This window comes from Isoptericola sp. S6320L (assembly GCF_023015685.1).
Taxonomy (GTDB): Bacteria; Actinomycetota; Actinomycetes; order Actinomycetales; family Cellulomonadaceae; genus Isoptericola; species Isoptericola halotolerans_A.
The window spans coordinates 1-25,697 of record NZ_JALKAT010000043.1 but is presented as its reverse complement, the minus strand read 5'-3'; the positions used below and the strand labels follow the sequence as shown (position 1 = coordinate 25,697).

Here is a 25,697-nt window from a genome sequence, read left to right as displayed (position 1 = left end):
TCGCGGATCTCGACCGTGGCGGTCGAGTCCGGGGTGTAGCCGGTGCCGTCGACGGTGACGGTGTCACCGGGTGCGGCGGTGTCCGGGGTGACCGTCACGGCCAGGTCGAGCACCTCGACGGCGCGCACCGTGGAGGAGGCGAGGTCGACCTGGGCGAGCGGCGTGCCGCCCGGCAGCAGGGTGAGTGTCAACGCCCGCTGCGTGAACGACTCGGTACCCGTGGGGTCGTGCGCCGGGAGCTCGCCAGGCTGCTCCTGGACGTTCGCCACGAGGCTCACGACCGTGTTGAGCGACTCGAGCGCCGGCGACAGGGCCGCCAGTGTCGGGCCGACCACGGCAGTGTTGATGGTGCCGGCCAGCGTGCTGACCAGCCCGGTGTCCTCGTCGAAGAGCACGTCGTTCAGTGGCCCGGCGAGGGCATTGGTGAGGTCTCCGAGCGGGAGGGTCACCGGGAGCCCGGCCAGCGAGATCGTCAGCGACGCGTCGCCAGAGTCCACCGTGCCGTTGACGACGTCCCCGACGGTGCTGTCCAGGCTGATGTCCAGTGCAGTGAGACCGCCGAGGATGCTTCCCTCCGCGGTGAAGGTCAGCGATGCCGACTGCAGCGCGGTCTCGACCGCGTCCACCAGGGCGAGCGTCAGATCGTCGAGCGCGGCGCTGAGACCGGCCGTGATCGCAGCCAGTGCGTCCGCGGACAGCACCTCGGTGTTCGGGTCGAAGTCGTTCAGCGACCCCTCACCACCCAGGATGGTGTCCAGGTCGACGTCGATGGTGCCGGCCCCGACGTTGATGACCACGCCTTCGTCGCCGAAGTCCTCGTCGAGCACGGGCGCCAGGGCCGCCTCGGTGTCCAGGGTGATCGCCGAGTCGACGGTCAGGTTGGAACCGAGCGCTGCCAGCACCGGGTCGAGGACGCCGATCGTCCCGAGCGCGTCCGACAGCAGCCCGTCCGGCCCGACCAGCTCGTCGACCGAACCGTCCACGGCCGGAACGATCTCGTCGTCGACGAGGGTCGCGATGTCGGAGACGGCCGGGCTGTCGATCGCCAGCGTCGCGCCGGCGATCTGGTAGTCACCGACAGGGTCTCCACCACCGGGCCACTCGGCTTGCGAGGAGAGCGCGCCGAGCTCGAGGTCGAGCTCGGACAGCACCCCGTCGAGCCCGGCATCCGCGAGCAGCGGCGTGAGTGACACGCTCGCGTCGGACGGGAAGGCGGCGGAGCCCCCTGCCTCGATGGCGCCCTGGTCGCTGACCGCACCGGACGCGGCGGCTGCGCCGTCCACGTCGGCGGCGGCGTACTGGTTGACGGCGCCGAGCTCGATGAGACCGTTCTCCCCGAGCAGCGACAGCCCGCCGCCCAGGTCGACGGCGACGGCGTTGAGCACGTCGGCCGCCAGCGGGTTGGTCTCGAGCTCGCTGCCGGACGGGTACTCGGCGAGGGCACCTTGGACCTCGGCGATGTCGTCCAGGTTGATCCCCGCGGCCTCGCCGCCGAGGAAGGTGCCGAGAGCCTCGCTCTCGTCGGTCGGTACTGCCTGGGCGGGGATGCCGGTCAGCGCCGCAGCGCCGACCACCCCCGCCGCGACGGCGAAGGCCGTCGCTCCCCGGGCATGCCTCGATCGTCTTCTGTGACGTGGAGGTGGTGAGTTCGCCGGTCGTGAACTGGCGTGCTCGTGCTGCTGACGCTGTGCGGCCATGAAGTGCCCCCCTAGGCAATTGCCATCCGCTAGTCGCTTGCGGCAACGACGCTACGTGACGCATCTCACGGCTGCGACCGGGGGAAAACTTCACCCAGGAATTTCACCCGCTCAGGGTGTGACCCGCAGGAATCAGGCGTTGGTGACCGCCAGGGCCACGTTGTGCCCGCCGAACCCGAACGAGTTGTTGATGGCCACGACGTCTCCGTCGGGCAGCGCGGAGGGCGTGTCCCGGACGAGCGGCACCTGGAGCTCCGGGTCGGGATTGGCGACGTTGATCGTCGGCGGAGCGAGCCGCTCGTGGACGGCCTTCACGGTGAACAAGGTCTCGAGCGCACCGGCGCCGCCGAGGAGGTGGCCCGTCATGGACTTCGTCGCGGAGAGCTGGACGTGGTCGGCGTCCGAGCCCAGGAGAGTGCGGATCGACCGGGTCTCCGTCAGGTCCCCGACCTTGGTGGAGGTGGCGTGCGCGTTGACGTGGACGACGTCCGGGCCGGTCACGTCGGCGTCGGCGAGCGCCCGGCGCATGGCCGCGACCTGCCCCTTGCCGTCGGGGTCGGGGGAGGTGATGTGGTAGGCGTCGGCCGAGAGGCCCACGCCGGCGAGCCGCGCGTAGACCCGGGCACCGCGAGCAGCCGCGTGCTCGGCGCTCTCCAGCACGACGACGGCCGCGCCCTCGCCGATGACGAACCCGTCGCGGTCGACGTCGTACGGGCGCGACGCGCCGGCCGGGTCGTCGTTGCGCAGGGAGAGGGTGCGGGAGGCGGCGAAGGCCGCGATCGGCATGGGGTGGATGGTGGCCTCGGTACCACCGCAGACGACGACGTCCGCGCGGCCGTTGCGGATCATGTCCATGCCGTAGCCGATGGCCTCGGCACCGGAGGCGCAGGCGGAGACCAGGGCGTGCGCTCCGGCCTGCGCGCCCAGCTCGAGCGAGACGTAGGCGGCCGGCGAGTTCGGCATGAGCATCGGCACCGTCATCGGCAGCACGCGGCGGGCACCGCGCTCCCGGAGCGTGTCCCAGCCGTCCAGGGTGGTCCAGATGCCACCGATGCCGGAGGACACGACGGCGCCGAGCCGTTCGCCGTCGACCTCGGGAGCCCCGGCGTCCTGCCACGCCTCGCGAGCCGCGATCATCGCGTACTGCGTGGACGGGTCCATGCGCTTGATCTCGGGGCGAGGGAGGACCTCGTCCGGCTTGACCTTGATGGTCGCGGCGAACGTGACGGGGATGCCGTACTTCTCCGACCAGTCGTTCTCCATGGTCCGCGCGCCGGACTCGCCGGCCAGGGCGGCCGACCAGGTCGTGGGCACGTCGCCACCGAGCGGGGTGGTGGCGCCGAGGCCGGTGACGACGACCTCGCGCGAGGCAGCTGCGGTCATGGTGAAGCTCCTGAGGTTTCAGTGCGTGTGGTGTGCGGGGACCGCGCGGGCGGGCAGTGGTGCCCGCCCGCGCGGCGACGGCGTGGACCGCCGCTCAGGACTGAGCGGGTCAGGCCTGTGCGCCCTCGATGTACTTCACGGCGTCGCCGACGGTCGCGAGGTTCTTGACCTCGTCGTCCGGGATGCGGACGCCGAACTTGTCCTCGGCGTGGGTGACGATCGTCATCATCGACAGCGAGTCGATGTCGAGGTCGTCGGTGAAGGATTTCTCGGCGACGACGGCGTCGGTCGGCAGACCGGTCTCCTCGGCGACGATCTCGGCGAGGCCTTCGAGGATCTCGGAAGCGGTGTGAGCCATGGGGTGCGTATCTCCTTGAACGGGGTACCGGCCGTCCGGCACCGGGTCGGGGTGTGGCGGTGCGATTCTCGCGCACCGCCGGGTTCGGACTCTACGGGGCGTTGCTACGGGAGCACGACCACCTGGGCGGCGTAGACGAGCCCGGCGCCGAACCCGATCTGCAGCGCCAGGTCGCCGGGGCGTGCGCTGCCCTCGGAGAGCAGCCGCTCGGTGGCGAGCGGGATGGACGCCGCCGAGGTGTTGCCGGAGTCGGCGATGTCGCGGGCGACGACCACCGACTCGGGGAGCTTGAGCTGCTTGACCATCTGGTCGATGATCCGCATGTTCGCCTGGTGCGGCACGAACACCTGGATGTCGTCCGGCTCGACGCCCGCCTCCGCCATCGCCTTGGCGGCGATCGGTGCCATCTGGAAGCTGGCCCACTTGAAGACGGTCTGGCCGTCCTGGCGGAGCGTCGGCATGCCGAGCGTGCCGTCGGCCGCGAGCTCCTGCAGCGAGTGGGTCTGGCGGATCGCCTGCGACTTGGAGCCGTCCGAGCCCCAGACGGTCGGACCGATCCCCGGGAGGTCCGAGGGACCGACGACGGCGGCGCCGGCCCCGTCGCCCAGGAGGAACGAGATCGACCTGTCGGTGGGGTCGATGATGTCGCTGAGCTTCTCCGCCCCGATCACCAGGACGTTGCGGGCGGCACCGGAGCGCACGAGGGCGTCCGCCTGCCCGATGCCGTACGCGTACCCGGCGCAGGCCGCGGAGATGTCGTAGGCCGCGGCCGGTGTCGCGCCGAGCCGGTCGGCCAGCACGGCAGCTGCGGACGGCGTCTGGTGGAAGTAGGTGATCGTCGACAGGATCACCGCGTCGATGTCGGCACCGACCAGGCCGGCGGCGTCCAGCGCCTTGCGGGACGCGGCCTCGGCGAGGTCGAGCACGTCGACGTCGGCCGTGGCGCGCCGTCGCGTGACGATGCCGGTGCGCTGCCGGATCCACTCGTCGGAGGAGTCGATCGGGCCGGCGACGTCGTCGTTGGTGACGGTCTCGGTGCCGCGCTCGGCGGCGACGGCGAGGAGGCGCGAGTACCGGGCCGGCTCCGCCTGGCGCAGCGTCTTGCGCGCGTTCATGCCGCCGCGCCGACGGCGGAGTGGCGGTCGATGAGGTCGCGAGCGGCCTCGATGTCGTCGGGCGACTTCACGGCCACCGACTCGACTCCCTTGAGCGCGCGCTTCGCCAGTCCGGTCAGGACTCCGCCGGGTGCCAGCTCGAGGATGCCGGTGACACCGCGCTCCGCCAACGTCTCCTGGCACCGGTCCCAGCGCACGGGCGCCGTGACCTGTGCCGTGAGCCGGGCGAGGACGTCGGTCGACCGACCATGACCGTGCGCCCCCTCGCCGAGCCCGGAGTAGTCGGCGCCGTCGGCGTTGCTGAGCAGGGCCAGGCGGGGGTCGGTGGCGAGCCAGGTCGTGGCGACCTTCTCGAACGAGGTGCGTGCGGCGTCCATGAACGGCGTGTGGAACGCGCCGGCCACCGGCAGGGGGATCACGCGGGTCCGTGCGGGCGGGTTCTCGGCGAGCGTCGCGAGCCGTTCGTTGTCCCCGGCCGCGACGACCTGCCCGCCGCCGTTGACGTTGGCGGGGAAGAGCCCTGCGGCCTCGATGGCCGCCAGCACCTCGTCCGGGTCGCCCCCGACGACGGCGCTCATCCCGGACGGTGTCGAGGCCGCGGCGTCGGCCATCGCCCGGCCGCGGTGCGACACGAGGCCGACGGCGCCGGCGTCGTCCAGCACGCCGGCGACGGCGGCCGCGGCGAGCTCCCCGACCGAGTGTCCTGCGGTGACGTCGACGACGTCGGTCGTCGGGCGGCCGTCGAGGATCGCGCGCAGGGCGAGCAGCGAGGCCGAGACGATGAGCGGCTGGGCGACGGCGGTGTCACGGATGGTCTCCGCGTCCGAGGTCGTGCCGTGCAGCGTCAGGTCGCAGCCGGCGGCCGCGGAGAACGAGTCGAGCAGGTCGGTGGTTCCGGGCAGCTCCAGCCAGGGGCTGAGCATCCCGGGGGTCTGAGAGCCCTGTCCAGGGCAGACGACGGCGAGCACGTGACCCACGGTGCCACCTGCGACCCGCGCCGGAGCGTGGCGACCCGCACCAACCTCAGGGAAGGCGATTGTGGGAATCCTCAACCGCCGTCGGTCGCGTCAGTCCTCGGGGCCGAGCTGGCCCAGCGCCAGCGCCACCTGCAGGACGAACGACTCGCGGGCGTCGAGGGGGTCCCACCCGGTGATCTCGGAGACCTTCCGGAGCCGGTACCGGACCGTGTTGGGGTGCACGTAGAGCCGGCGGGCTGCCGCCTCGAGGGAGCGGCCCGTGCCCAGGTAGGCGGACAGCGTCTCCAGGACCGACCCGGTGGCCTCCTGCAGGGGGCGGTACGCCTGCGCGACCAGGATGCGACGCGCGGTGCGGTCACCGGTGAGCACGCGCTCCGGCAGCAGGTCGTCGGCCAGGACCGGCCGGGGTGCCTGCGGCCAGGCCGGTGCCGCGGCCAGACCCGCCAGGGCGGACCGGGCCGACGACGGCGCCTCGGTGATGTTCGCCACCACCGGCCCGAACACGACCGGTCCGGGCCCGAACCGGCCGATCAGGGAGCTCGCCGCCGTGACCAGGTCACCCTCGCCGCCGAGGACGAGGACGAGCCGGTCGCCGTGGATCCCCACGAGGGTGTCTCCGGCCGCACGCCGGGCGGCGCGCCGCAGGTCCGCCGTGCCGACGTCGTCCAGGCCCGACGTGGCCTCGCCGACGACGACCAGCGCGTGCCCCCGCCCGGTCCAGCCGAGCGCCGAGACGCGCGAGCGCAGGGCGTCGTCCGTGTCGCCGCGCACGATGGCGTCGACCACCAGGGCCTCCAGGCGGGCGTCCCAGGCGCCGCGGACCTCGGCGGCCCGGGCGTACACCTCCGCCGCGGAGAAGGCGACCTCGCGCGAGTAGCGCAGCACCGCCTCGCGCAGCTCGCGCTCGTAGCCGGGGGAGGCGATCTGGTCCGAGTGCGACTCCACGACGTCGACCATCAGGCGCACGAGCTGCAGCGTGTGCTGCAGGGAGATCGAGCGGGTCAGCTCCGGCGGCGCCGCCGCGAACATCTCGCCCACGCCGTGCGGGGTCTGCTTCGGGTCCGCGAACCACGTGACGAACGCGTTGATGCCGGTCTGCGCCACGAGGGCCACGTACGAGCGGTCCTCGGCCGGCAGCTGGCGGTACCAGGCGACCTCCTCGTCGAGGCGGCGCATGGCCGCTGCGGTGAGCAGGCCGAGGCCTTCGCGGACGCGCTGGACGTTCTCGTCGCGCGAGACGGTCGAGGTCGGCATGCCTCGAGGATAGGGCCATCGTTGTGGGGAGTACACAAACTCGTACTGACGGTCGTTCGATGAGTGGCTGGTCCGGCCTCGAGAGCGCTTAGCCGATATGGTCGAGACATGGCTCTCATGCCCCGACTCCGACAGCTCCTCCGCCGACAGCGCTCGACGTCGCGCGTGGGGACGCGGCGGCCGACGGAGACCCGCCGCTTCGGGGACACGGTCCACGAGGACGCGCTGCGGGCGATGCTGCACGACGACCCCAACGACGCCCGCGCGTTCGACGCGCTGGCCGACCTCGTCCGCCGGCGGGCGGTCGAACCCAGCACCGAGGACCCGCTGACCGCGCCGGAGGAGGAGGTCCACCGTCAGGAGGCGGCGGACCTGGCCGTGTGGTCGCTCGCGGAAGAGCTCGCCGGCCATCCCAAGGCCTGGCGTCCGCTCCTGGAGCTGGGTCGGCTCTCCGTGGTCGAGGACCCGGAGGGCGCCTCCCGCCGGTTCGCCACGGCCACCGAGCGTGACCGCACCGGGGGTGCTCTCGCGGAGAGCCTGCAGATCCTGCGAGACGCCGGGATGCCGGTCGAGGCGCTCGGGCTCGGGATCGGCCACTGGCGCGTGCGCGAGCAGACGATCGAGGTGGGCCGCCAGCTCGTGCTCGCCGCGATCGAGGCCGACCGCGTCTTCGAGGCCCGCCAGCACCTGGCCACCCTCGAGGAGCACCCGGACGCGGACTCCGTGGCCTCGGTGCGGCCGGAGCTGACCGCGGCGATCGAGGCCGCGGAGGGCGCGGACGTCACCACCCCCGGATCGCCGGGGTAGCGCGCCTCCCGCCGAGGTAGTGGCTCACGTGCCGAGGTAGTACACCCGGGGACGACGACGGCCCCCGCTCCGAGAGATCGGTGCGGGGGCCGTCGTGGTGTGGCGGGACGGTCAGCTGTCGCCGCCGACCGAGCCGGACGTGCCGGCCGTGACGTCGGTCAGCCGGTACTTCTCGACCGCCTGGGCGACGACCTCCCGAGGCACCTCGCCGCGACGGGCGAGCTGCTGCAGCGTCTTGACGACCATCGACGGACCGTCGATGAGGAAGTAGCGACGGGCCGCGGCGCGGGTGTCCGAGAAGCCGAAGCCGTCGGCACCGAGCACCGCGTAGTCGCCCGGGACCCAGGCCCGGATCTGGTCGGGGACCAGGTGGTCGTAGTCGCTCGACGCCACGAACGGACCGGAGGCGCCGGAGAGCTTCTGCGTCACGTACGGGACGCGCGGCTCGGACGCCGGGTCGATCAGGGCGTCCTTCTCCGCAGCGAGCGCGTCACGGCGCAGCTCGTTCCAGCTGGTCACCGACCACACGTCGGCCGAGACGCCCCAGTCGTCACGCAGCAGCTGCTGCGCCTCGAGCGCCCACGGCACACCGACGCCGGACGCGAGGAGCTGAGCCTTGGGGCCCTCGCCACCCTCGACCGAGACACGGTGGATGCCACGCAGGATGCCCTCGACGTCGACGTCGACGTCGTCCGGCTCGGCGGGCTGGACCATCGGCTCGTTGTACACCGTGAGGTAGTACATGACGTTCTGGTCCCGGCCGTCGCTGCCGTCGCCGTACATCCGCTCGATGCCGTCCCGCACGATGTGCCGGATCTCGTAGCCGTACGCCGGGTCGTACTGCACCATCGCGGTGTTCGTCCCCGCCAGCAGCGGCGAGTGGCCGTCCGCGTGCTGCAGGCCCTCACCGGTCAGGGTGGTGCGTCCCGCCGTCGCGCCGATGATGAACCCGCGCGTCAGCTGGTCGCCGGCAGCCCAGAACTGGTCGCCGGTGCGCTGGAAGCCGAACATCGAGTAGAAGATGTAGAACGGCACCATGTGCTCGCCGTGCGTGGCGTACGAGGTGCCCACCGCCTGGAAGGCGGCCGCGGAACCGGCCTCGTTGATGCCGGTGTGCATGATCTGCCCGGACTCGGACTCCTTGTAGCTCAGCATGAGCTCGCGGTCGACGGCGAGGTAGTTCTGGCCGACGGTGTTGAAGATCTTCGCGCTGGGGAAGATCGCGTCGAGCCCGAACGTGCGTGCCTCGTCGGGGATGATCGGCACGATGCGCGGGCCGAGCTCCTTGTCCTTGATGAGGTCCTTGAGCAGGCGCACGAACGCCATGGTCGAGGCGACCTCCTGCGTGCCCGAGCCCTTCTTCAGCAGCTCGTAGGTCTTCGCCTCGGGCAGCGTGACCGGCTTGGCCTTCGCGCGACGCTCGGGGACGAAACCGCCGAGCTGACGGCGGCGCTCCAGCATGTACTGCACCGCGTCGTCGTCCATGCCCGGGTGGTAGTACGGCGGCAGGTTCGGCTCGGCGTCGATCTGCTCGTCCGACAGGGGGATGTGCAGCGAGTCGCGCAGCACCTTGAGGTCGGTGTTCTTGACCTTCTTCATCTGGTGCGTGGCGTTGCGGCCGGCGAACCCGGAACCCAGCGCGTAGCCCTTGACGGTCTGCGCGAGGATGACGGTCGGCTGGCCGGTGTGCGCCCGCGCCGCGGCGTAGGCGGCGTAGATCTTGCGGTAGTCGTGACCGCCGCGCTTCATGTTCCAGATGTCGTCGTCGGTCATGTTCTCGACGAGAGCCTTGGTCCGCGGGTCGCGGCCGAAGAAGTGCTCGCGGATGAACGCGCCCGACTCGGCCCGGTAGGTCTGGAAGTCGCCGTCCGGCGTGGAGTTCATGAGGTTGACCAGGGCGCGGTCCTTGTCCGCGTTGAGCAGTGCGTCCCACTCGCGGCCCCAGACGACCTTGATGACGTTCCAGCCGGCGCCGCGGAACTGCGCCTCCAGCTCCTGCATGATCTTGCCGTTGCCACGCACCGGGCCGTCGAGGCGCTGCAGGTTGCAGTTGACCACGAACGTCAGGTTGTCGAGGCCCTGGTGCGCCGCGTGCTGGATCAGCCCGCGTGACTCCGGCTCGTCCATCTCGCCGTCGCCGAGGAACGCCCAGACGTCCTGCTGGCTCGTGTCCTTGATCCCACGGTTGTGCAGGTACTTGTTGGTCCACGCCTGGTAGATGGCCGAGGCCGGGCCGAGGCCCATGGAGACCGTCGGGAACTCCCAGAAGTCCTGCATGAGGCGCGGGTGGGGGTACGAGGGCAGGCCGCCGCCGGGGTGCGACTTCTCCTGGCGGAACCCGTCGAGCTGGTCGGCGCTGAGGCGGCCCTCGAGGAAGGCGCGGGCGTACATGCCGGGCGAGGAGTGGCCCTGGAAGTAGACCTGGTCGCCGCCGCCGGCGTGGTCCTTGCCGCGGAAGAAGTGGTTGAGGCCGACCTCGGTGAGGGTCGCGACGGAGGCGTAGGAGGAGATGTGACCACCGACGGACAGTCCGGGACGCTGTGCGCGGGTCACCATGACCGCGGCGTTCCAACGGTTCCAGGAGCGGTACTTGCGCTCCATGACCTCGTCGCCCGGGAAGTACGGCTCCTCGTGCACGCCGATGGTGTTGACGTACGGGGTCGCCACCGAGGTAGGGATCTGCACGCTGCGCTCACGAGCGCGACGCATCAGATTGAGCATCACGTAGCGCGCCCGCGGGCCGCCCTTGTCGTCGATCAGCCCGTCCAGGGACTCCACCCACTCCGACGTCTCGGACGGGTCGATGTCCGGTACAGCGCTGAGCAGACCGTCGATCAGCGGTCCGGTCTCGTCGTACGAAGCCACCAGCAACCTCTCTCTTCTGCGGGCTGCCGCCATGGTCCGGCGACCGCTCGTGTCAGGCGTCCCGTACAGGATCGGCCGCGTCGCCGGGGTCGCGACGGCGCGGTCCACCCACGGGTGGTCACTACTCATTGTGTCCTGACTTTCTGCGCCCGGACACCAGGTGGCGGTCAAGAATCCGTGATCTACGTCATGGTGATGTGTCCGGACTCGGTCGAGGACGCCGGCAGGGGCGGTGGACCGGCGCGCATGAGGGCGCCGCGTGCACTACCTTGACGCTCACAGGCGCACCGCTGGGTGCGCCTGACGACGACGGAAGGAACGTAGGTCCACGTGGGACAGCAGGCGGAAAGCCCGGCCGAGCGATTCGGGTTCACCACCGGTCAGGTCGTGCAGGAGTTCGGGTGGGACGACGACGTCGACGAGCCTCTGCGCCAAGCGCTCGAGGGCATGGCCGGCGGCGAGCTCGTGGACGAGGACTACGGGGACGTCATCGACGGGGTCATCGTCTGGTGGCGCAAGGAGGACGGCGACCTGACGGACATGCTGGTCGACGTCCAGACCGCGCTCGACGACGGCGGGCAGGTCTGGCTCCTGACGCGCAAGCCGCGGCGAGAGGGCCACGTGGCTCACGAGGAGATCATGGAGGCCGCGACCACCGCAGGCCTCCACGCGACCAGCACGTTCGCCGCGGGCGACGACTGGTCCGCGACGCGACTGGCGCCGCGCGGTCGGTAGCCCCGCTATGAGCGGATCCGTCCCGCGCGCCGGCGATCCGGCACCGGACTTCACGCTGCCGGACACGCACGGCACGCCGACCCAGCTGGCAGACCTCCGGGGCCAGAGCGTCCTCCTGGTCTTCTTCCCCTTCGCCTTCTCCGGCACGTGCACCGCCGAGCTGAGCGAGCTGCGGGACACCGTCGAGGACTTCGAGGCGGCCGGGGTGCGCCTGCTGGCCGTCTCCACCGATCCGGTCTTCACCCTCAAGGCGTGGCAGGAGATCGAGGGCTTCGGTTTCGACCTGCTCAGCGACTTCTGGCCCCACGGGGCGGCGGCGAGCGCGTTCGGAGTGTTCGACGAGGAGTCCGGGCACGCTCTACGAGGATCGTTCCTGGTCGACGCCGACGGGATCGTCCGCTGGTCCCTGGTCCGCCCGCGGGGCGCGCGTCGCGAGCTCGACGAGTACCGGGCAGCCCTCGCGGAGATCTGATCGGCTGCCCGTTGCGGGCACGCCTGCCCGCTTCGTCCCGCAGGCCCGCTCCGGGCCGGTATCCTTTCCTGCGCTGCCAGGGCCGCGTTCGCACGCGGCACGCCAGGGCCTGTAGCTCAGTTGGTCAGAGCGCCACGTTTACACCGTGGATGTCGGGGGTTCGAGTCCCTCCGGGCCCACCACCCGCGTCTCGCGCGCCGAGCTGCTTCGAGCGCGGCGTGCGCAGCCCGCGTATCGTCGTCTCTGCAGGTCAATCCGCACGGACAGAACTTCAGCGCGGTGGTTCATCGCAGTTCGGCAAACGGGGCGAACACCTGACGCGCGCCAGGACCAGGGCCGAACGGCTCCCGGCGACCGGACGTTGCTGAGGACCTTCAGCACTTCCGCCTGGGCGTGCGGAGGCGAACGCTGGAAGGCCGAGGCAGCGTGAGGAGCCCCATGAACGAGTCGGCGCCCGTCGCACTGACGTTCCTCGGTGCCGCCGGGACGGTCACCGGGAGCCGGTTCCTGCTCGAGCTCGGCGATCGACGGCTCCTGGTCGACTGTGGTCTCTACCAGGGTGAGCGGCGGTGGCGGCGGATGAACTGGGAGACCTTCCCTGTCCCGCCGGCGACTATCGACGGCGTGGTCCTCACCCACTGCCACCTCGACCATTGCGGCTACCTGCCCGTCCTCGTGCGGGGCGGATACCGGGGGTCGGTCTGGATGACCGAGGGCACCGCTGCGCTCACCGCGATCGTGCTCCGCGACAGCGGGAACCTGCAGGAGCGCGATGCTGAGCTCGCACGCACCACGGGGTGGTCCCGCCACAACCCTCCGCGGCCGCTCTACACGGTGGCGGACGCCGAGCGGGCGATCCGCCGGTTCGAGACCGTGCCGTACGACGTCGCCGTTGACCTGGGCGAAGATCTTGGCATCAGGCTCGTGCGAGCCGGCCACGTGCTGGGTTCGGCCAGCGTGCTCGTCGAGGCCGGGGCGACACGTGTGCTCTTCTCCGGAGACCTGGGGCGCAGCCAGCACCCGGTGCTGCGACCGCGCGCCGAGCCACCATCGGCGCGCACCGTGGTGATCGAGTCGACCTACGGCGACCGCGAGCATCTCGACCCGATCCGGCCGCACGCCGCGTTCGCGGACGCCGTCCGGCGCACGATCCGTCGCGGCGGAGTGGTGCTCGTGCCCGCGTTCGCCGTGGACCGCACGGAGCTGGTGCTGCACGCGTTGTCGGCGATGGTCCGCGAGGGCCAGATCCCCGCTGTCCCGGTCTACGTGGACAGTCCGATGGCGCTCGCGGTCCTCGACGTCTACGGGCGGGCGGAGGTCGCAGAAGAGCTGCGCCCGGGAGCATCGAGCCTGGTCGATCTCCCGTCGTTGCACGCGGCGCGCACCCCGGAGGAGTCGAAGGCCCTCAACTTGCCGGCGCAGCCCTGCATCATCGTCTCCGCATCGGGCATGGCCTCCGGGGGTCGCGTCGTCCACCACCTGCGCCATCTGCTCCCGGACCGACGCAACTGCGTCGTCCTGACGGGCTATCAGTCGGTCGGCACCCGCGGCCGGATGCTGCGCGACGGTGCGCGCGAGCTGAAGATGATGGGCCGGTACGTGCCGGTGCTGGCTGAGGTCGTCGAGGACGAGGAGTTCTCCGTCCATGCCGACGCGGGCGAGCTCATCGACTGGGTGAAGCAGATGCGCGAGCGGCCCGACATCGTCTACGTCGTGCACGGCGAGGCCCGCGCGTCGACCGCGCTGGCGGACCGGATCCGGGACGAGGTCGGCTGTGTCGCCGTCGTGCCCCGGCACGGGGAGAGGGTCCTGGTGGACTGACCAAGCCCATCAGGTCGTCGGCCCGCGAGGTGCGTGAGCAGATTCCCCGGTGTCGACGGCGCTCCTGTCGATGCGCGACAGCTCCACGCTCGTCGCGTGCTTGGCGAGCGACAGGGCCGTTGGTCACCCACAGGCAGGACGCGCTCCTCCCCGCAGTACGGTCGGACGGCACTGTGCCCGTGCTGCCGCGAGCCGCACGATGAGGGCAAGGAGCCGACGCGCAGGGTCGTCGGCCGCGCCACGAAGGAGACCGCCATGACGCACACCTGGAAGGCCGAGATCCAGCTCTTCGACGCCGACGACCCGGGGGCCGACGGTGTCGTCACGGCGGCGCACGCCTTCCTGACGACGTCGGCAGGCACGTCGGTCGAGGGACGCGGCTATGCCCGCCGCAGCCCGCGGGACGTCGGCGTGACCGAGATCGGCGAGGAGCTCGCCGTGAGCCGTGCCCTGCGTGACCTGGCCGACCGCCTCCTGAGCGCCACCGAGGACGACATCGCGGAGATCGAGCACCGCGACGTCCAGCTGCGGCGATAGCGCCTGGGAGCGGAGAGGGGACGTGAGGCCACGCAGAAGGCAGCGACGTCGGCTCACCACGCTCCTCGTGGCGGTGGGAGCGGTTGGCCTCGGCATGCGCTTCCTGCACGCCCAACGGCACTGGGGCGCCGCCGCCGACGAGATCGCGGTCCACCTGCCTGGCGACGAGTTCGTTCCCGAGCCAGCCGACTCCACGACGCTGGGAACCACGGTCGCGGCACCTGCGGCGACGATCTGGTCGTGGCTCGTCCAGATCGGGCAGGACCGTGGGGGGATGTACAGCTACGACTGGGCGGAGAACCTGGTCGGTCTCGACATCCACAGCACGAACGAGGTGCGACCGCGGTGGCAGCACCTGTCGCCCGGTGACCGGATCGTCGTCGTGCCGGCGGGGTACACCGCCATGCCTGCCGGCTACGCGTTCCGCGTCGCACGGGTCGACCCGCCCCGCACGCTCGTGCTCCGGCAGAGCCCTCCGGAGCACCCTTGGAACGGTGTGTGGTCGTTCCACGTCCATCCTCGACCCGACGGGACCTGTCGGCTCCTGTCCCGCTCCCGTACCGAGACCCCGGACAGCCGCGTGCTGCGCCTCGCCACACGTCTCGGAGAGCCGGTGACCCTGGTGATGACCCGACGCATGCTCCGGGGGATTCGGGTGCGCGCCGAGCGGGCGAGCGCAGGAGACAGAGTTCTGGCTGCAGGCGGCTGACGGAGCCCGACGGAGAGTCTCGTGGTGAACCGCTCGTTCACCTCATCTGCGTGACGCGCGGTGCGTCGTCGTTTTCTAGCATCGACCGTGTGCTCGCCCGAGCACGACAGGCGGAGGTCCCGGATGCGACTCGACGCGTACGCGCGCACGATGCTGCCCGTCTCGCACCGGCCCGCCGACGCGATGGCGCGGCGGTAGGCGCGACGTGCCGACGGGCGACGCGTACCAGCTTCGACCCGCCTACCTGTACGGCCTGGTGGTCACTGGTTCCGTCCTCGCCGCAGCCCCCGACGACCTCGGGTTGCTGCGGGTCGCCGCCCTCGTGGTCGGGACTCTCCTCGTCTACTGGTCCGCGGAGACGTACGTCCACGTGATCGGCGCCCGGACGCGGCTGCGGCGATCGCTGACCGCGCACGAGCGCCGGGAGATCGCCGTCGCCGGGCTGCCGTTGGTGGCGGGCTGCGGGATCCCGGCGCTCGTTCTCCTGGCCGAGGCGGTGCTGCAGGTGGAGCCGACGCTCGCGGTGGACGTCGCCCTGGTCGTCAACCTGGCGCTCCTGGTCGGGGTCGGCTGGCGCATGAGCACCGCGAGCGGTCTGACCGGCGCGCGGCGGCTGGCCTCGACCTCGCTGGCAGGACTCCTGGGGGTGGCGATGATCGCACTCAAGCTCTCGCTGCACCACTAGGTGCCACGCTCCGGCAGTGCAGCCGGCCGGTGCCGTCCCCGCCGGAGGTCCCGATCACGGCGCGCGGCGTCGCGCGGGTCCAAGGTCCCGCCCTCGCGGTGTCGGTGGACCCTGTCGCGACCCGGACCTCGCGAGCACGCTGGCCTCAGGACGAGCCCGCCCGGTCGTCCAGGAAGCCACAGGAGGATCGCCGTGCTGGCCGCCGACATCATGACCACCACCGTCGCCACCATCCGGCCGACGGCACGGGTCGAGGACGCGCTGCACGAGCTGGGCGACCGGGGGATCACCGCGCTCCCCGTCGTCGACGACGACGGGCGCCTGGTCGGGATCGTCAGCGAGGAGGACCTGCTGGCGGACGGCATCGCCCCGGACCCGCGATCGACGCTCCGGCGGGACCGGGAGGCTGCTGCTGACGCGCCGGCCGCCGGCCGACGGGTCGGTGACGTCATGACGCGCCTGGTGATCACGGCGAGGCCGAACCAGGACGTCGCGAGGCTCGTCGGCACGATGCTCGCGCGCGGGATCCACTCCGTCCCGATCGTCATGGGCACGCGCGTGGTGGGGATGCTCAGCCGCAGCGACGTGGTCGACGCTCTGGCGCGCAGCGACGAGCGGATCGCGGCCGACGTCACGGTCCTGCTGCGCGGCGCCGGCCTCGAGCAGTGCAGGTGCGTGGTCCTCGGCGGTTCCGTGCGTCTTGCCGGTGGCTCCGCCGCCGACCTCCGGCTGGCATCGGCGCTCGCACGGACCGTCGCGGGCGTGCGCTCGGTCATCGTGCACCCTGCGGTCAGCTCTTGAGGACCTCGCCGAACCGTTCGAGCACGAGCGGGGCGTGCTGCGGGACGCCGGTCATCGGGACGACCTCGACGGGAGTGCCCCGGTGCCCGAGAACCGCCCGGATCGTGGGGCCGAGGCGCCCCAGGTGCTCGACGTCGCGCCGGTGGCGGGCGAGCAGCAGGACGTCCGCGCGGACCGCGGCGTCGACGAGCGCCTGCGCCGCTCGTCCGGGTACCACCGAGATCTCGACCTCGACGTCGGGAAAGCTGTCACGCCAGTCGGCGACCGTCGACTCGAGCAGGCGCGTGGCATCCACGACCCACTCACCGGCCAGAGCCCGCTCCTCGTCCACGGCCGCGTAGGCGCCGGGGACTCTCCACACGTGCATGACCTGCAGCAGCGCGTGGCGAGCGGCAGCCAGGGGGAACGCGTAGGACAGCACCTCTCCGGCGGCAGGCTCGAGGCCCACGAGGACGCGATCGCGTGCCGTGGGCTCCCAGTCCTCGTCGACGACGGCCACCGGCACCGAGGCCCGTGCGGCGACGCCGGCCGTGGTCGAACCGCCGAGCACGCGCTCGGTGCCGTGCCGGGTCTCGCGGCCGAGCACGACCAGGCTGCCCCGCGCCCCGGCAGCCGGTATCTCCACGACGCGCCGCCCCTCCCGCAGCACACCGTCCACGGCGAGGTCCGGTGCGAGCGAGCGGGTCTGGTCGACCACCTCGTCGAGAATCCTTCCTGCCACCTCGACGAGTGCGTCGGTCGGGATGCCCATGGACGGCATCGAACCGCCGACGGGCAGTGCTCGGGGCGCGACGTGCACGACCTGCAGGTCGGTCCCGCGACGTCGTGCCTCGTGGATCGCATACTTGATGGCGCCGGTGCTGCGCTGCGTCCCGTCCACGGCGACGACGACGGGTGCTGCGCGGGCTGCGGCGTTCACGGCGCCGCCCCTCCCAGGCCACTCGGCGGTCGAGCAGGCTCGATCTCTGGCCCGGTGACGGCGACGACGACGCGGGTGCGCCAGGTGGCGGGGCGAGGGTCCGAATCAGGCCCCGACTCGTAGAGCTCCCACGACTGTCCCAGCGGATGGAGGCGGTGCTCGGTGATCCACGAAGCCAGCCGATCGTAGGTGGCCGGGAGACGGTCGTAGGGGCCGATATGGATCGCCTCGACCGCGCGTGTCGCCGGAAGCGGTTCGGTGACCACGGCATCCGTCGCAGCGTCGGGTGCCGCCGCCTGCGGGAGCCGGGAGACGTCGACGGCACCGTCGACTGGAAATCCGACCTCGACGTCGAAGCCGTCGCCCGGGCGGTCGCGGTATCGCCCGTAGGGCGGTCCTGCCGGTTGGACGCCGAGCCGGTCCAGCAGCCCGGCGACACGGGGGATGAGGGTCGCGAACACCGCCGAGAGGTCTTCCGGGCGGGCGATCCGGCGGACACCGACGGTCGCCTGCCCGGGCTGGTCGATCAGCCTGATCTCACTGTCGTCCACCGTCGTGTCCTCTCCGCGTCGACGCTCGCGTCCATCGGGCGGGATCGTCCTGCCGTCGGCGTCCCGATCGGACCGAGACCTCCACCGTGGCAGGCGCAGCAGCCGGACGACAGGGTCGTTGGTCACGTCTGGACGGGACGCAGTTCCCGATGTGGTCCGGTCCGACGCCCCTGCGCCGGGCTCGCCGCCGCGGCGGACGACCGACCCACCGGAGCCGACGAGGTTCGGCCGAGCGGTGACGTCGCACCGATGGTGACCGGGCCGCCACCGGGGTAGAAACGACCCATGGAGCACGTGCGGGTCTACCTCCTCGACGACCACGAGCTGGTGCGCCGTGGCCTGCAGGGACTCTTCGACGCCGAGGAGGGCTTCGAGGTCGTCGGGGGATCGGGCTCGGCGGTCGAGGCGATCCGGGACATCCCCCGGTGCCGGCCGGACGTCGCGCTCCTCGACGTGCGTCTCCAGGACGGCTCCGGCATCGCGGTCTGCCGCGAGCTGCAGGGCTCGATGCCCGAGCTGCGCACGTTGATGCTCACGTCCTACGACGACGACGAGGCGTTGTTCTCGGCGATCATGGCCGGTGCGTCCGGCTACCTGCTCAAGGTGATCACCGGTTCGGACGTGGTCGACGCGGTGCGCCGGGTCGCAGCGGGACAGTCGCTGATCGACCCGGTCCTGACGTCCCGGGTGCTCGAGCGGCTGCGCGCGGGACCTGCGGAGGCGCCCGCCCTGGCCTCGTTGAGCGAGCAGGAGCACAAGGTCCTGGTGCTCATCGCCGAAGGCCTGACGAACCGCCAGATCGGTGGCCAGATGTTCCTGTCGGAGAAGACCGTGAAGAACTACGTCTCGAACGTCCTCACCAAGCTCGGTCTGGAGTCGAGGACGCAGGCCGCGGTCCTGGCGACGAGGCTCCTCGGAACCTCCGACCACGACCGTGGCTGACGCTAGTCCGCGGCGCCTGTGGTTTCCGGGGGACCGGTCGCCATCGGTACCCGCCAGGTCAGCACGCTACCGTGCGGGTCGCGCCGGGTGATCTCGAGCGACCCGCCGCGTTCCGCGGCGCGTTCGGCGAGGTTGACGAGACCGCTGCGAGCGGCGGTGGGGTCGAAGCCGACGCCGTCGTCGGTGACGGTGCAGGTCAGGTCGCCGGGAGTAGCGCAGATCCTCACCTGGACGGAGCGTGCGGCCGCATGCCGTGCGATGTTGGACAGTCCCTCTCGCAGGACCGCGATGACGTGATGGTGCAACGCCTGGTCGACCAGGGTGTCGACCGGGCCGTCGATCTGCAGCACCGGGGTGTGCTCCAGGACGTGGGCGTACTCGGAGACGAGGGCCCGGACCTTCGCCCGCAGGGAGTGCTGGCTCCGGTCGGGTGGCTGGAGGTCGACGACCGACTGCCGAACCTCCCGGATCGTCGCGTCGAGGTCGTCGGAGACGGCCTTCAGCAGGTCCTGGACCACTGGTGGCGACTGCCGGGCTGCCGCGGTGAGCTGCAGGCCGATGGCGAACAGCCGCTGCGTCACGCCGTCGTGCAGGTCGCGTGCGATGCGGTTGCGTTCCGCGAGGACCGCGATCTCCTCCTGCACCGCGCGGGTGTGGCGTCGTTCGAGGACGAGCGACGCATGGCTGGCGAAGCTGGTGACGAACTCCGACTCCTCGCTGAGATTCTGTGCGAACTCGCGCCGCGGGAGCACGATGACGAGCGCTCCGCGGGCGACCATGTCGATCGACAGCCGGGTCATGACGGCCATGCCGTCATCAGGGAGCTCGGCCCACCGTGTCTCGCTGCTCGCCATCGCGAGCATGAGTGCCGGGCGGAGCTCGGCCAGCGTGCGCCGGGGGTCGTGATCCAGGTCGCCGACCGCCGCGCGGACGGCGAACCCACCCGACGTGCCGGGCGTCGCGTCGGGCGCGATCGCCAGCGAGGTCCGCCCGCCCGAGGCCTGCAGCGCGGCCCGGAGGACGACGTCGAGCGCCTCGTCCGTCCCCCCGGCGCGCAGCACGGCCGAGGGCGTGGCCGCCGTCGCCTCGAACCAGCGTGCCCGGCGCTCCGCGATCATCAGGAGCCGTGCGTGGTCGATGGCCAGCCCGGCCAGCCCGGCGAGCGCGCTGACATTGTTCTCGTCGTCCCGGGTGAACATCGGCCCGGTCTTCTTGTCGGTGAGGTACAGGTTGCCGAAGACGCGGCCCCGCACCCTGACCGGTACACCGAGGAACGTCGTCATCGGCGGGTGCCCGGGAGGGGACCCCGCGGACGAGGGGTGGTTCGTCAGGTCGCCGAGGCGCAGCGCCTCCTGGTGGGCGATGAGGTGACCGAGCAGGCCTCGGCCGGTGGGCAGGTGGTCGATCCCGGTCCGCACCTCGTCGCTGATTCCTTCGGTGACGAACTCGACGAGATGGCGGCGGGAGCGACCGATCACGCCGAGCGCCCCGTAGCGCGCCCCGGACAGGTCGCAGGCTGCGCGCACGACGCCGTGCAGGAGGTCGCGTAGGTCGAACTCGGAGGAGACGCCGCTCACGGCGTGCAGGATGGCGTCCTGCACCTCGGCCGACGCCTTCTCCATCATGCGAGCGTAGGTCGGGCCCGGGTGCCAGGCATGTTCTGGTCCCGCCGAGACGCTCGAGCCGATGGGACCGCCGCTCGACCTCAGGATGCCCGGTGCCGGCGCGCAGCAGGGACGACCTCGACCGGGCACGGTGCGTGCTGCAGGACGGCCCGGGTGACGGCGCCGAGCACAGCCGCGACCATGCGGGCACCCGGGCCGCCGTGCCCGTGCCTGCCCAGGACCATGAGGTCTGCACCCGCGGAGCGGCGCACCAGGGTGTCGGCCACCTCCGCATACTCCAGGTGGGTCTCGACGGTCAGCCCGGGGTGCGCTCGGGCGGCCTCCTCGACCAGGCCGTCGAGGATGGCGTGCGTCTGCTTCCCCCACTCCTCCTGCACCGACCACTCGTCGACGAGGTAGCTGTAGAACGGGTTCAGACGCCAGCAGTGCAGGACTTCCAGGGTCGCCGAACGCTGGGCGGCGGCGGAGGACGCCTGTGCCAGGACGTGTGCGGAGCCGGGCGATCCGTCGATCGCGGCGACGACCCGGTGCCGTGGCGTCTCCAGGTCGGTCTCGAGCGGCACGCTGACCACCGGGCAGTCCGCGCGGGCGGCGACGCCGAAGGTGGTGCTGCCGGTGAACACCCGCTCGACGAGCGAGAGTGAGCGGTGGCCCAGCACCACCAGCCGGGCTTGGTCGCTCGCGGCGGCGAGCAGATCCACCGCGGGGCCGAGCGCCACCTCGAGCCGTACGCCGACCGCCCCGTCCGAGGCCTCTTCGACGAGGTCGCGGGCATCGACCAGGAGCTGGCGGCCGACGTCGAGCAGCGAGTCTCCCGCGATGAGGGGCAGCATCGGGCCGATCGGCACGACCTCGTGGATCGCGCAGACGAGCGACAGCGAGCAGTGGTCGCGGCGAGCCTGCTGCACCGCGAACTCGAGGGCGCGAGCGGCCTCCGGCGATCCGTCGACGCCGACGACGATCGGCAGGTCCGAGCTGATGTCGGTCATGTGCAGCCCCTGGCATGGTCGTAGTCGGTCTGCTCCCACGATTCTCCTGGTCGGGCGGACGCGGCAGAGCCATGCGCCGCGTCGGGTCCGGGCCGTTGGTCCCCAGCGCCCGCCCACCGGCGTGGCCGGGCGCCCGGTTCCGTGTGACCAAGGGCCCGCCGTACCGGGGCCTTGTGGTCCTGTCGGGCTGCGCGGCGCACGTGCTGGAGTGGGCTTCCGGTGCGTGACGCAGACACAGGAGGCGGTCATGAAGGCGTTGGTCTTCGAAGGTCCAGGGCGACGGACCTGGCGCGAGGTGCCCGACCCGGTCGTGGAAGCCCCGCAGGACGCCGTCGTCCGGATCGACACGGTCACGATCTGCGGCACCGACCTCCACATCCTCAAGGGCGACGTGCCGACCGTCGACCCGGGGCGTGTCCTGGGGCACGAGGCGGTCGGGACGGTGACCGAGGTGGGCTCGGGGCTGAGCACCCTGAAGGTCGGGGACCGCGTGCTCGTGTCGTGCATCACGTCGTGCGGTCGCTGTCAGTACTGCCGCACGGGCCGGTACGGCCAGTGCCTGGGCGGCGGGGGATGGATCCTCGGGCACCGCATCGACGGCACCCAGGCACAGCTGTGCCGGGTGCCGTTCGCCGAGACGTCGACCCACCTGCTGGACGACGCCGTCTCGGACGAGCAGGCGCTGATGCTCGCCGACATCCTGCCCACCGCGTACGAGGTCGGGGTGCTCGCAGGGAACGTCCGTCCGGGCAACAGCGTCGTCGTCGTGGGCGCCGGCCCGATCGGTCTCGCCGCAGTGCTCACCGCCCGGCTGTTCAGCCCGGCCGTGCTGGCGGTCGTGGACCTCTCGACCGATCGGCAGGCCGCCGCTCTGCGGGCCGGGGCCACCCACGCGCTGGACCCCGGTCGCAGCCTGCTCGAGCAGGTCCGGGAGCTCACCGGCGGCCTCGGCGCCGACGTCGCCATCGAGGCCGTCGGTACGCCGGGCACGTTCGAGACCTGTGTCGAGATCGTCCGCCCCGGCGGGCACGTCGCCAACGTCGGCGTGCACGGTGCACCCGCGACCCTGCACCTCGAACGTGACTGGATCCGCGACCTGACCATCACCACCGGCCTCGTGGACACGGCCACCACGCCCGCGCTGCTGAACATGGTCGCCAGCGGTCAGCTCGACGTCGCCACGCTCGTCACCCATCGCTTCGACCTCGGGGCCATCGAGGAGGCGTACGAGGTCTTCTCGGACGCCGGCAGGACCGGTGCCATGAAGGTCGCCCTGTCCGCCGGCGCGTGATCGACGGAACCACGCTCCCGGGCCGTCAGCCGCGAGGGGCCACGGACCCGTCGACGCTCCGACGAAGCGTGTGCCGTGGCGACCTGCCGTAGCCGAGACGCATGAGCATCTGCGGATGTGCATCCAGCGAGAGGACCTGCCGCAGATCGTGACGAGTGGTGGGGTTCTCCAGCACGGTCGCCGCGAACGACGCCCGGACGAAGTAGGTGGTGGCCACCAGCAGCAGCCGTTCGAGAGCCTGGCCCGAGGCGATCCAGTCGCGTGGGGAGTCACCTGCGCTCAGGAGCACCGCCATCGTCGACCGTTGCTCGAACCGCGCGTTGCCCGCGCTGGCGAGGAACCGGCGCACCGGTGCACGGTCGTCGAACGTCCAGGGCCCGAGCATCTCCTGCGGGATGCCGTCGGGACGCCCCGGTGCCACCGCCGTCCATGCTTTCTCCTCGGTGCGGGCCACGGCGTCCTCCGCGGCCAGGGCCTCGGCGCGGCGTACCAGGGACATCACCCGCCCGCGCACCGGTTCGGAGGGCTGGATCAGCCGGAGCACCGCTCCTTCCTGGTGCGCGGCGCGCTGGATGACCTCGAGGACGTCGGCGTCCAGCGGCTGGTCGTCGAACGGGCTGCGCGTCGTGACGCGGCGAGTGATCGCCACCGCCAGCTCGAGCTCGTCCACCTCGGGCTCCAGGCCCGGGTGGAGCTCGATCCGGGCGACGGCCCACCGGTCGTCGGGATCGGGGAGCACGGTGACGGCAGGCTCCAGCGACTCGCGCCGGGAGGCCGTCCGGGCGTTGAGCAGGAACGTGCCACAGCTGATGAACAGCTCACGGCCCAGCGGGTCCGAGTGGCGCAGCTGCCGCGACGGGTCGCCGCGCAGCGTGATGCAGTTGCCCCGCACGCTCACCTGCCACGGCTGGGTGTTGTGCACGCTGGGCGCACGCCCGGCCGCCCGGAGGATCCGCTCGATCCGTGCGTCGAGGATCTCCATGGCGGTGTCTCCGTCCGTGCAGCGGACCGTGGGCGGGAAGCAGCTGGTGTGGCGCCACCACGGAGCGGTGGCGCCACCACCACAGGAGACCAGCGGTCGGCCTGGGTGCGATAGGGCAGGACGGCCCCCGCCGACCGGGTCCATCGGCCCCCGGGCTGCCCGGCATGACAGGGCCGCCCCGTGGGCTCTCCACCCGCGGGGTCTCGCAGTCGCCACCGTGGGACCTTCGCCTCTGGTCGTCGGCAGGGCACACCGCGAGGGTGACATGGGGGGCACCCACGGTGGCACGGGGCGACGGTCGTGACGGGCACGGGAGGCAGGCGCGGATGAAGGCGTGGACGACGGGCGACGCGTCAGGCGCTCTCGTGCGCCGCGACGTCGAGAAGCCGTGGCCTGGACCGGACGAGGTTCTCGTCCGCGTCGAGGCGTGCGGTGCATGCCGCACCGACCTGCACGTCGTGGACCGCGACCTGCCGGTCCACCGCCCGCGCGTCGTCCCGGGCCATCAGGTCGTGGGAACGGTCGAGGTGGCGGGCCCGGCCGTGCGTCGCCTCGTCCCCGGCGACCGCGTCGGCGTCGCCTGGCTGCGAGCCACGTGTGGGGCGTGCCGGTGGTGCCGGGAGGGGCGCGAGAACCTGTGCCCCGACTCCGAGTACACGGGATGGGACGCCGACGGCGGGTTCGCCGAGTACACCACCGTGCCGGAGGCCTACGCGTACCGGCTGCCGCGGAGCCTCGAGCCGGTCACCACCGCGCCGCTGCTGTGCGCCGGCATCATCGGCTTCCGGGCGCTGGCCCGCGCGAACCTGCCACCCGGCGGCCTGCTGGGCATCTACGGGTTCGGCTCGAGCGGGCACGTCACGGCGCAGATCGCCGTGGCCCAGGGTGCGCGCCTGTGGGTGATGACCCGCGGCGAGGGCAACCGAGACCTCGCTCGTCGCACGGGTGCGGAGTTCGTCGGCGGCGGCGCGGACCGCCCACCGGGAAAGGTCGACGCGGCGATCGTCTTCGCGCCGGCCGGTGAGCTGGTGCCCTGCGCGCTCCAGGCGACCACGCGTGGTGGCACGGTGGTGCTGGCCGGGATCCACATGAGCGACGTGCCCACGATGGCGTACGAGGAGAACTTGTTCTACGAACGCGACCTCCGCACCGTGACGGCGAACACCCGTGCGGACGGGGCGGCTCTCCTGCGGCTCGCGACCACCCTGGGGATCACCCCGACCGTGACGACCTACGCGTTCGAGCACGCCGACCGCGCTCTCGAGGCGCTCCGGTCAGGTGGCGCGTCCGGGTCGCTCGTCATCGCGACGGGCTGAGATGCCCGACGGTCCCCTCCGGCGGCGAGCCGTCAGCCGGCGAGCAACCGCGCCTTCTGCGCGGCGAACTCGGCGTCGGTGAGGACACCGTTGTCACGCAGCTGACCGAGCCGCTCCAGCTGTGCGATCACGTCCGAGCCTCCGGCGGCCACCGGTGCGGGGGCCGCCTGCGGTGGTGGTGGGGCGTACTGCGGCTGTGGCGGCGCCGTGTCCTCCTGCGCAGCCCATCGGCCGGCCTGTCGCCGGGACACACGGTTCGACACCGCCGTCGCCGTGCCCGCGACCACTGCTGTGCGAGCCATCCCGCGGATCAGTCCCATCTCGTCCTCCTCCGTAGCGCTGGTCAGGCCGGTCGCGGCGACTCGAGGGCGTCGAGCGCGCTGACGACGTCGTCGGCCGGGATCCGGCCGCTCGCGACGACCTCGGCACCGGCCTCGCGCATGGCCGTCACGAACGGTCCGGCCCAGGTGTTCTCGTAGACGAGCAGGGCGACGGCGTTGCCGGGTGCCACGAGCGCCGCCCCCTCGGCGAGGTCGTCGTCGTCGAGGAGCCCGGATCGTGCGCCCTCGAAGACGACGAGGTCGAGCTCTCCGTCGTCGTCGAGATCGCTGAGGGTGATCCCGACGACGTCTCCGGCGTCCGTCACCTTCGCGACGCGGAGGTCGAGGATCCGGATGATCCCGCGTTCGACCAGGTCCAGCAGCGCCATCAGGCCCTTCCCCTGGAGCTTCGCGCCAGGGAACTCCACGGCGAGGTAGTCGATGGGTCCTACGTCTTGCGCAGTCATCGGTGGTCCTCCAGGTACGACGGTCGGCCGGCTGTGCCCCCGTCCGAGAGCGTCGCACCGTCGAGGGTGGCTGCGCGCC

Annotated in this window: 25 protein-coding genes and 1 tRNA gene; 12 read left to right on the top strand and 14 right to left on the bottom strand. The window is 71.9% G+C overall.

What is annotated here, in order from left to right:
* The 6 genes from MWU57_RS16660 to MWU57_RS16635 all read right to left on the bottom strand — a co-directional run.
* Positions 1-1,574: choice-of-anchor G family protein (locus MWU57_RS16660; RefSeq protein WP_246910767.1), on the bottom strand; the 1,574-nt coding region annotated here is incomplete at its 3' end.
* A gap of 255 nt (positions 1,575-1,829) precedes the next feature.
* Complete coding sequence (locus MWU57_RS16655; RefSeq protein WP_106269617.1) at positions 1,830-3,080, bottom strand: beta-ketoacyl synthase; 1,251 nt, start codon at positions 3,078-3,080, stop codon at positions 1,830-1,832.
* Positions 3,081-3,189: 109 nt separating this feature from the next.
* A complete protein-coding gene (locus MWU57_RS16650) occupies positions 3,190-3,438 on the bottom strand; it encodes an acyl carrier protein (RefSeq protein WP_106269616.1) in 249 nt (82 codons plus the stop codon).
* A gap of 104 nt (positions 3,439-3,542) precedes the next feature.
* Complete coding sequence (locus tag MWU57_RS16645; RefSeq protein ID WP_246910765.1) at positions 3,543-4,553, bottom strand: beta-ketoacyl-ACP synthase III; 1,011 nt, start codon at positions 4,551-4,553, stop codon at positions 3,543-3,545.
* The gene (locus MWU57_RS16640; RefSeq protein WP_246910770.1) at positions 4,550-5,521 is read right to left on the bottom strand and encodes an ACP S-malonyltransferase; all 972 of its coding nucleotides are present in this window, start codon (positions 5,519-5,521) and stop codon (positions 4,550-4,552) included. Before MWU57_RS16640 ends, MWU57_RS16645 begins: the two co-directional genes overlap by 4 nt.
* A 99-nt stretch (positions 5,522-5,620) precedes the next feature.
* Positions 5,621-6,784: a CdaR family transcriptional regulator gene (locus MWU57_RS16635; RefSeq protein ID WP_106269614.1), complete on the bottom strand. Its 1,164-nt coding sequence runs from the start codon at positions 6,782-6,784 to the stop codon at positions 5,621-5,623.
* A gap of 108 nt (positions 6,785-6,892) precedes the next feature.
* Here MWU57_RS16635 and MWU57_RS16630 point away from each other — a divergent pair, with 108 nt between their 5' ends.
* Complete coding sequence (locus MWU57_RS16630; RefSeq protein ID WP_106269613.1) at positions 6,893-7,591, top strand: hypothetical protein; 699 nt, start codon at positions 6,893-6,895, stop codon at positions 7,589-7,591.
* A gap of 111 nt (positions 7,592-7,702) precedes the next feature.
* On the opposite strand, the gene aceE is transcribed toward MWU57_RS16630, so the two are convergent.
* Positions 7,703-10,456, bottom strand: a complete 2,754-nt coding sequence (gene aceE / locus MWU57_RS16625; RefSeq protein ID WP_246910763.1) for a pyruvate dehydrogenase (acetyl-transferring), homodimeric type — start codon at positions 10,454-10,456, stop codon at positions 7,703-7,705.
* A gap of 330 nt (positions 10,457-10,786) precedes the next feature.
* On the opposite strand from aceE, the gene MWU57_RS16620 reads away from it, so the two are divergent.
* The 8 genes from MWU57_RS16620 (at position 10,787) to MWU57_RS16585 (ending at position 16,216) form a co-directional block, all read left to right on the top strand.
* Positions 10,787-11,191: a DUF3052 domain-containing protein gene (locus MWU57_RS16620; protein WP_106269611.1), complete on the top strand. Its 405-nt coding sequence runs from the start codon at positions 10,787-10,789 to the stop codon at positions 11,189-11,191.
* Between the two features lie 7 nt (positions 11,192-11,198).
* Entirely contained in the window at positions 11,199-11,663 is a 465-nt protein-coding gene (locus MWU57_RS16615; RefSeq protein ID WP_106269610.1) for a peroxiredoxin, read from the top strand.
* Positions 11,664-11,768: 105 nt separating this feature from the next.
* Positions 11,769-11,845: transfer RNA gene (locus tag MWU57_RS16610), tRNA-Val, on the top strand.
* A 256-nt stretch (positions 11,846-12,101) separates the two neighbouring features.
* Complete coding sequence (locus MWU57_RS16605) at positions 12,102-13,484, top strand: MBL fold metallo-hydrolase RNA specificity domain-containing protein (RefSeq protein ID WP_246910760.1); 1,383 nt, start codon at positions 12,102-12,104, stop codon at positions 13,482-13,484.
* A gap of 255 nt (positions 13,485-13,739) precedes the next feature.
* Positions 13,740-14,021 carry a dsRBD fold-containing protein gene (locus MWU57_RS16600; RefSeq protein ID WP_106269609.1) on the top strand — a complete coding sequence of 94 codons (282 nt, stop codon included), beginning with the start codon at positions 13,740-13,742 and terminating at the stop codon, positions 14,019-14,021.
* Positions 14,022-14,094: 73 nt separating this feature from the next.
* Complete coding sequence (locus tag MWU57_RS16595) at positions 14,095-14,730, top strand: SRPBCC family protein (RefSeq protein ID WP_246910758.1); 636 nt, start codon at positions 14,095-14,097, stop codon at positions 14,728-14,730.
* A 205-nt stretch (positions 14,731-14,935) separates the two neighbouring features.
* A complete protein-coding gene (locus MWU57_RS16590; protein ID WP_246910756.1) occupies positions 14,936-15,415 on the top strand; it encodes a hypothetical protein in 480 nt (159 codons plus the stop codon).
* Positions 15,416-15,607: 192 nt separating this feature from the next.
* The gene (locus tag MWU57_RS16585; protein WP_246910753.1) at positions 15,608-16,216 is read left to right on the top strand and encodes an HPP family protein; all 609 of its coding nucleotides are present in this window, start codon (positions 15,608-15,610) and stop codon (positions 16,214-16,216) included.
* Here MWU57_RS16585 and MWU57_RS16580 read toward each other — a convergent pair.
* A complete protein-coding gene (locus MWU57_RS16580; RefSeq protein WP_246910751.1) occupies positions 16,206-17,135 on the bottom strand; it encodes a universal stress protein in 930 nt (309 codons plus the stop codon). The genes MWU57_RS16585 and MWU57_RS16580 overlap by 11 nt on opposite strands.
* The gene (locus tag MWU57_RS18515) at positions 17,132-18,007 is read right to left on the bottom strand and encodes a GyrI-like domain-containing protein (RefSeq protein ID WP_246910749.1); all 876 of its coding nucleotides are present in this window, start codon (positions 18,005-18,007) and stop codon (positions 17,132-17,134) included. The genes MWU57_RS16580 and MWU57_RS18515 overlap by 4 nt, the downstream gene beginning before the upstream one ends.
* On the opposite strand from MWU57_RS18515, the gene MWU57_RS16570 reads away from it, so the two are divergent.
* Positions 17,972-18,628, top strand: a complete 657-nt coding sequence (locus MWU57_RS16570) for a response regulator transcription factor (RefSeq protein WP_106269604.1) — start codon at positions 17,972-17,974, stop codon at positions 18,626-18,628. The two genes, MWU57_RS18515 and MWU57_RS16570, sit on opposite strands and share 36 nt — an antisense overlap.
* 2 nt (positions 18,629-18,630) lie before the next feature.
* On the opposite strand, the gene MWU57_RS16565 is transcribed toward MWU57_RS16570, so the two are convergent.
* On the bottom strand, positions 18,631-20,250 hold the full coding sequence (locus tag MWU57_RS16565) for a GAF domain-containing sensor histidine kinase (RefSeq protein WP_246910747.1): 1,620 nt from the start codon (positions 20,248-20,250) through the stop codon (positions 18,631-18,633).
* Positions 20,251-20,333: 83 nt separating this feature from the next.
* Positions 20,334-21,242: a universal stress protein gene (locus MWU57_RS16560; protein WP_246910744.1), complete on the bottom strand. Its 909-nt coding sequence runs from the start codon at positions 21,240-21,242 to the stop codon at positions 20,334-20,336.
* Positions 21,243-21,489: 247 nt separating this feature from the next.
* Between MWU57_RS16560 and MWU57_RS16555 the strand changes: the two genes are divergently transcribed.
* On the top strand, positions 21,490-22,533 hold the full coding sequence (locus MWU57_RS16555) for a zinc-dependent alcohol dehydrogenase family protein (protein WP_246910741.1): 1,044 nt from the start codon (positions 21,490-21,492) through the stop codon (positions 22,531-22,533).
* 25 nt (positions 22,534-22,558) lie between these two features.
* Here MWU57_RS16555 and MWU57_RS16550 read toward each other — a convergent pair whose 3' ends face one another.
* Positions 22,559-23,515 carry a nitroreductase family protein gene (locus tag MWU57_RS16550; RefSeq protein ID WP_246910738.1) on the bottom strand — a complete coding sequence of 319 codons (957 nt, stop codon included), beginning with the start codon at positions 23,513-23,515 and terminating at the stop codon, positions 22,559-22,561.
* A gap of 326 nt (positions 23,516-23,841) precedes the next feature.
* Between MWU57_RS16550 and MWU57_RS16545 the strand changes: the two genes are divergently transcribed.
* Positions 23,842-24,831, top strand: a complete 990-nt coding sequence (locus tag MWU57_RS16545; RefSeq protein WP_246910735.1) for a zinc-dependent alcohol dehydrogenase family protein — start codon at positions 23,842-23,844, stop codon at positions 24,829-24,831.
* Between the two features lie 32 nt (positions 24,832-24,863).
* On the opposite strand, the gene MWU57_RS16540 is transcribed toward MWU57_RS16545, so the two are convergent.
* Positions 24,864-25,151, bottom strand: a complete 288-nt coding sequence (locus MWU57_RS16540) for an SHOCT domain-containing protein (RefSeq protein ID WP_106269599.1) — start codon at positions 25,149-25,151, stop codon at positions 24,864-24,866.
* A 23-nt stretch (positions 25,152-25,174) separates the two neighbouring features.
* Positions 25,175-25,618 (bottom strand): DUF6325 family protein, encoded by a 444-nt coding sequence (locus MWU57_RS16535; RefSeq protein WP_106269598.1) that lies wholly within the window; start codon positions 25,616-25,618, stop codon positions 25,175-25,177.
* Positions 25,619-25,697 lie beyond the last annotated feature (79 nt).

Coding starts and splice junctions, on each gene's coding strand:
- MWU57_RS16655 (WP_106269617.1), bottom strand. CDS start 3,080: ATGACCGCAGCTGCCTCGCGCGAGGTCGTCGTCACCGGCCTCGGCGCC.
- MWU57_RS16650 (WP_106269616.1), bottom strand. CDS start 3,438: ATGGCTCACACCGCTTCCGAGATCCTCGAAGGCCTCGCCGAGATCGTC.
- MWU57_RS16645 (WP_246910765.1), bottom strand. CDS start 4,553: ATGAACGCGCGCAAGACGCTGCGCCAGGCGGAGCCGGCCCGGTACTCG.
- MWU57_RS16635 (WP_106269614.1), bottom strand. CDS start 6,784: ATGCCGACCTCGACCGTCTCGCGCGACGAGAACGTCCAGCGCGTCCGC.
- MWU57_RS16630 (WP_106269613.1), top strand. CDS start 6,893: ATGGCTCTCATGCCCCGACTCCGACAGCTCCTCCGCCGACAGCGCTCG.
- MWU57_RS16615 (WP_106269610.1), top strand. CDS start 11,199: ATGAGCGGATCCGTCCCGCGCGCCGGCGATCCGGCACCGGACTTCACG.
- MWU57_RS16605 (WP_246910760.1), top strand. CDS start 12,102: ATGAACGAGTCGGCGCCCGTCGCACTGACGTTCCTCGGTGCCGCCGGG.
- MWU57_RS16600 (WP_106269609.1), top strand. CDS start 13,740: ATGACGCACACCTGGAAGGCCGAGATCCAGCTCTTCGACGCCGACGAC.
- MWU57_RS16570 (WP_106269604.1), top strand. CDS start 17,972: ATGGAGCACGTGCGGGTCTACCTCCTCGACGACCACGAGCTGGTGCGC.
- MWU57_RS16565 (WP_246910747.1), bottom strand. CDS start 20,250: ATGGAGAAGGCGTCGGCCGAGGTGCAGGACGCCATCCTGCACGCCGTG.
- MWU57_RS16560 (WP_246910744.1), bottom strand. CDS start 21,242: ATGACCGACATCAGCTCGGACCTGCCGATCGTCGTCGGCGTCGACGGA.
- MWU57_RS16555 (WP_246910741.1), top strand. CDS start 21,490: ATGAAGGCGTTGGTCTTCGAAGGTCCAGGGCGACGGACCTGGCGCGAG.
- MWU57_RS16550 (WP_246910738.1), bottom strand. CDS start 23,515: ATGGAGATCCTCGACGCACGGATCGAGCGGATCCTCCGGGCGGCCGGG.
- MWU57_RS16545 (WP_246910735.1), top strand. CDS start 23,842: ATGAAGGCGTGGACGACGGGCGACGCGTCAGGCGCTCTCGTGCGCCGC.
- MWU57_RS16540 (WP_106269599.1), bottom strand. CDS start 25,151: ATGGGACTGATCCGCGGGATGGCTCGCACAGCAGTGGTCGCGGGCACG.
- MWU57_RS16535 (WP_106269598.1), bottom strand. CDS start 25,618: ATGACTGCGCAAGACGTAGGACCCATCGACTACCTCGCCGTGGAGTTC.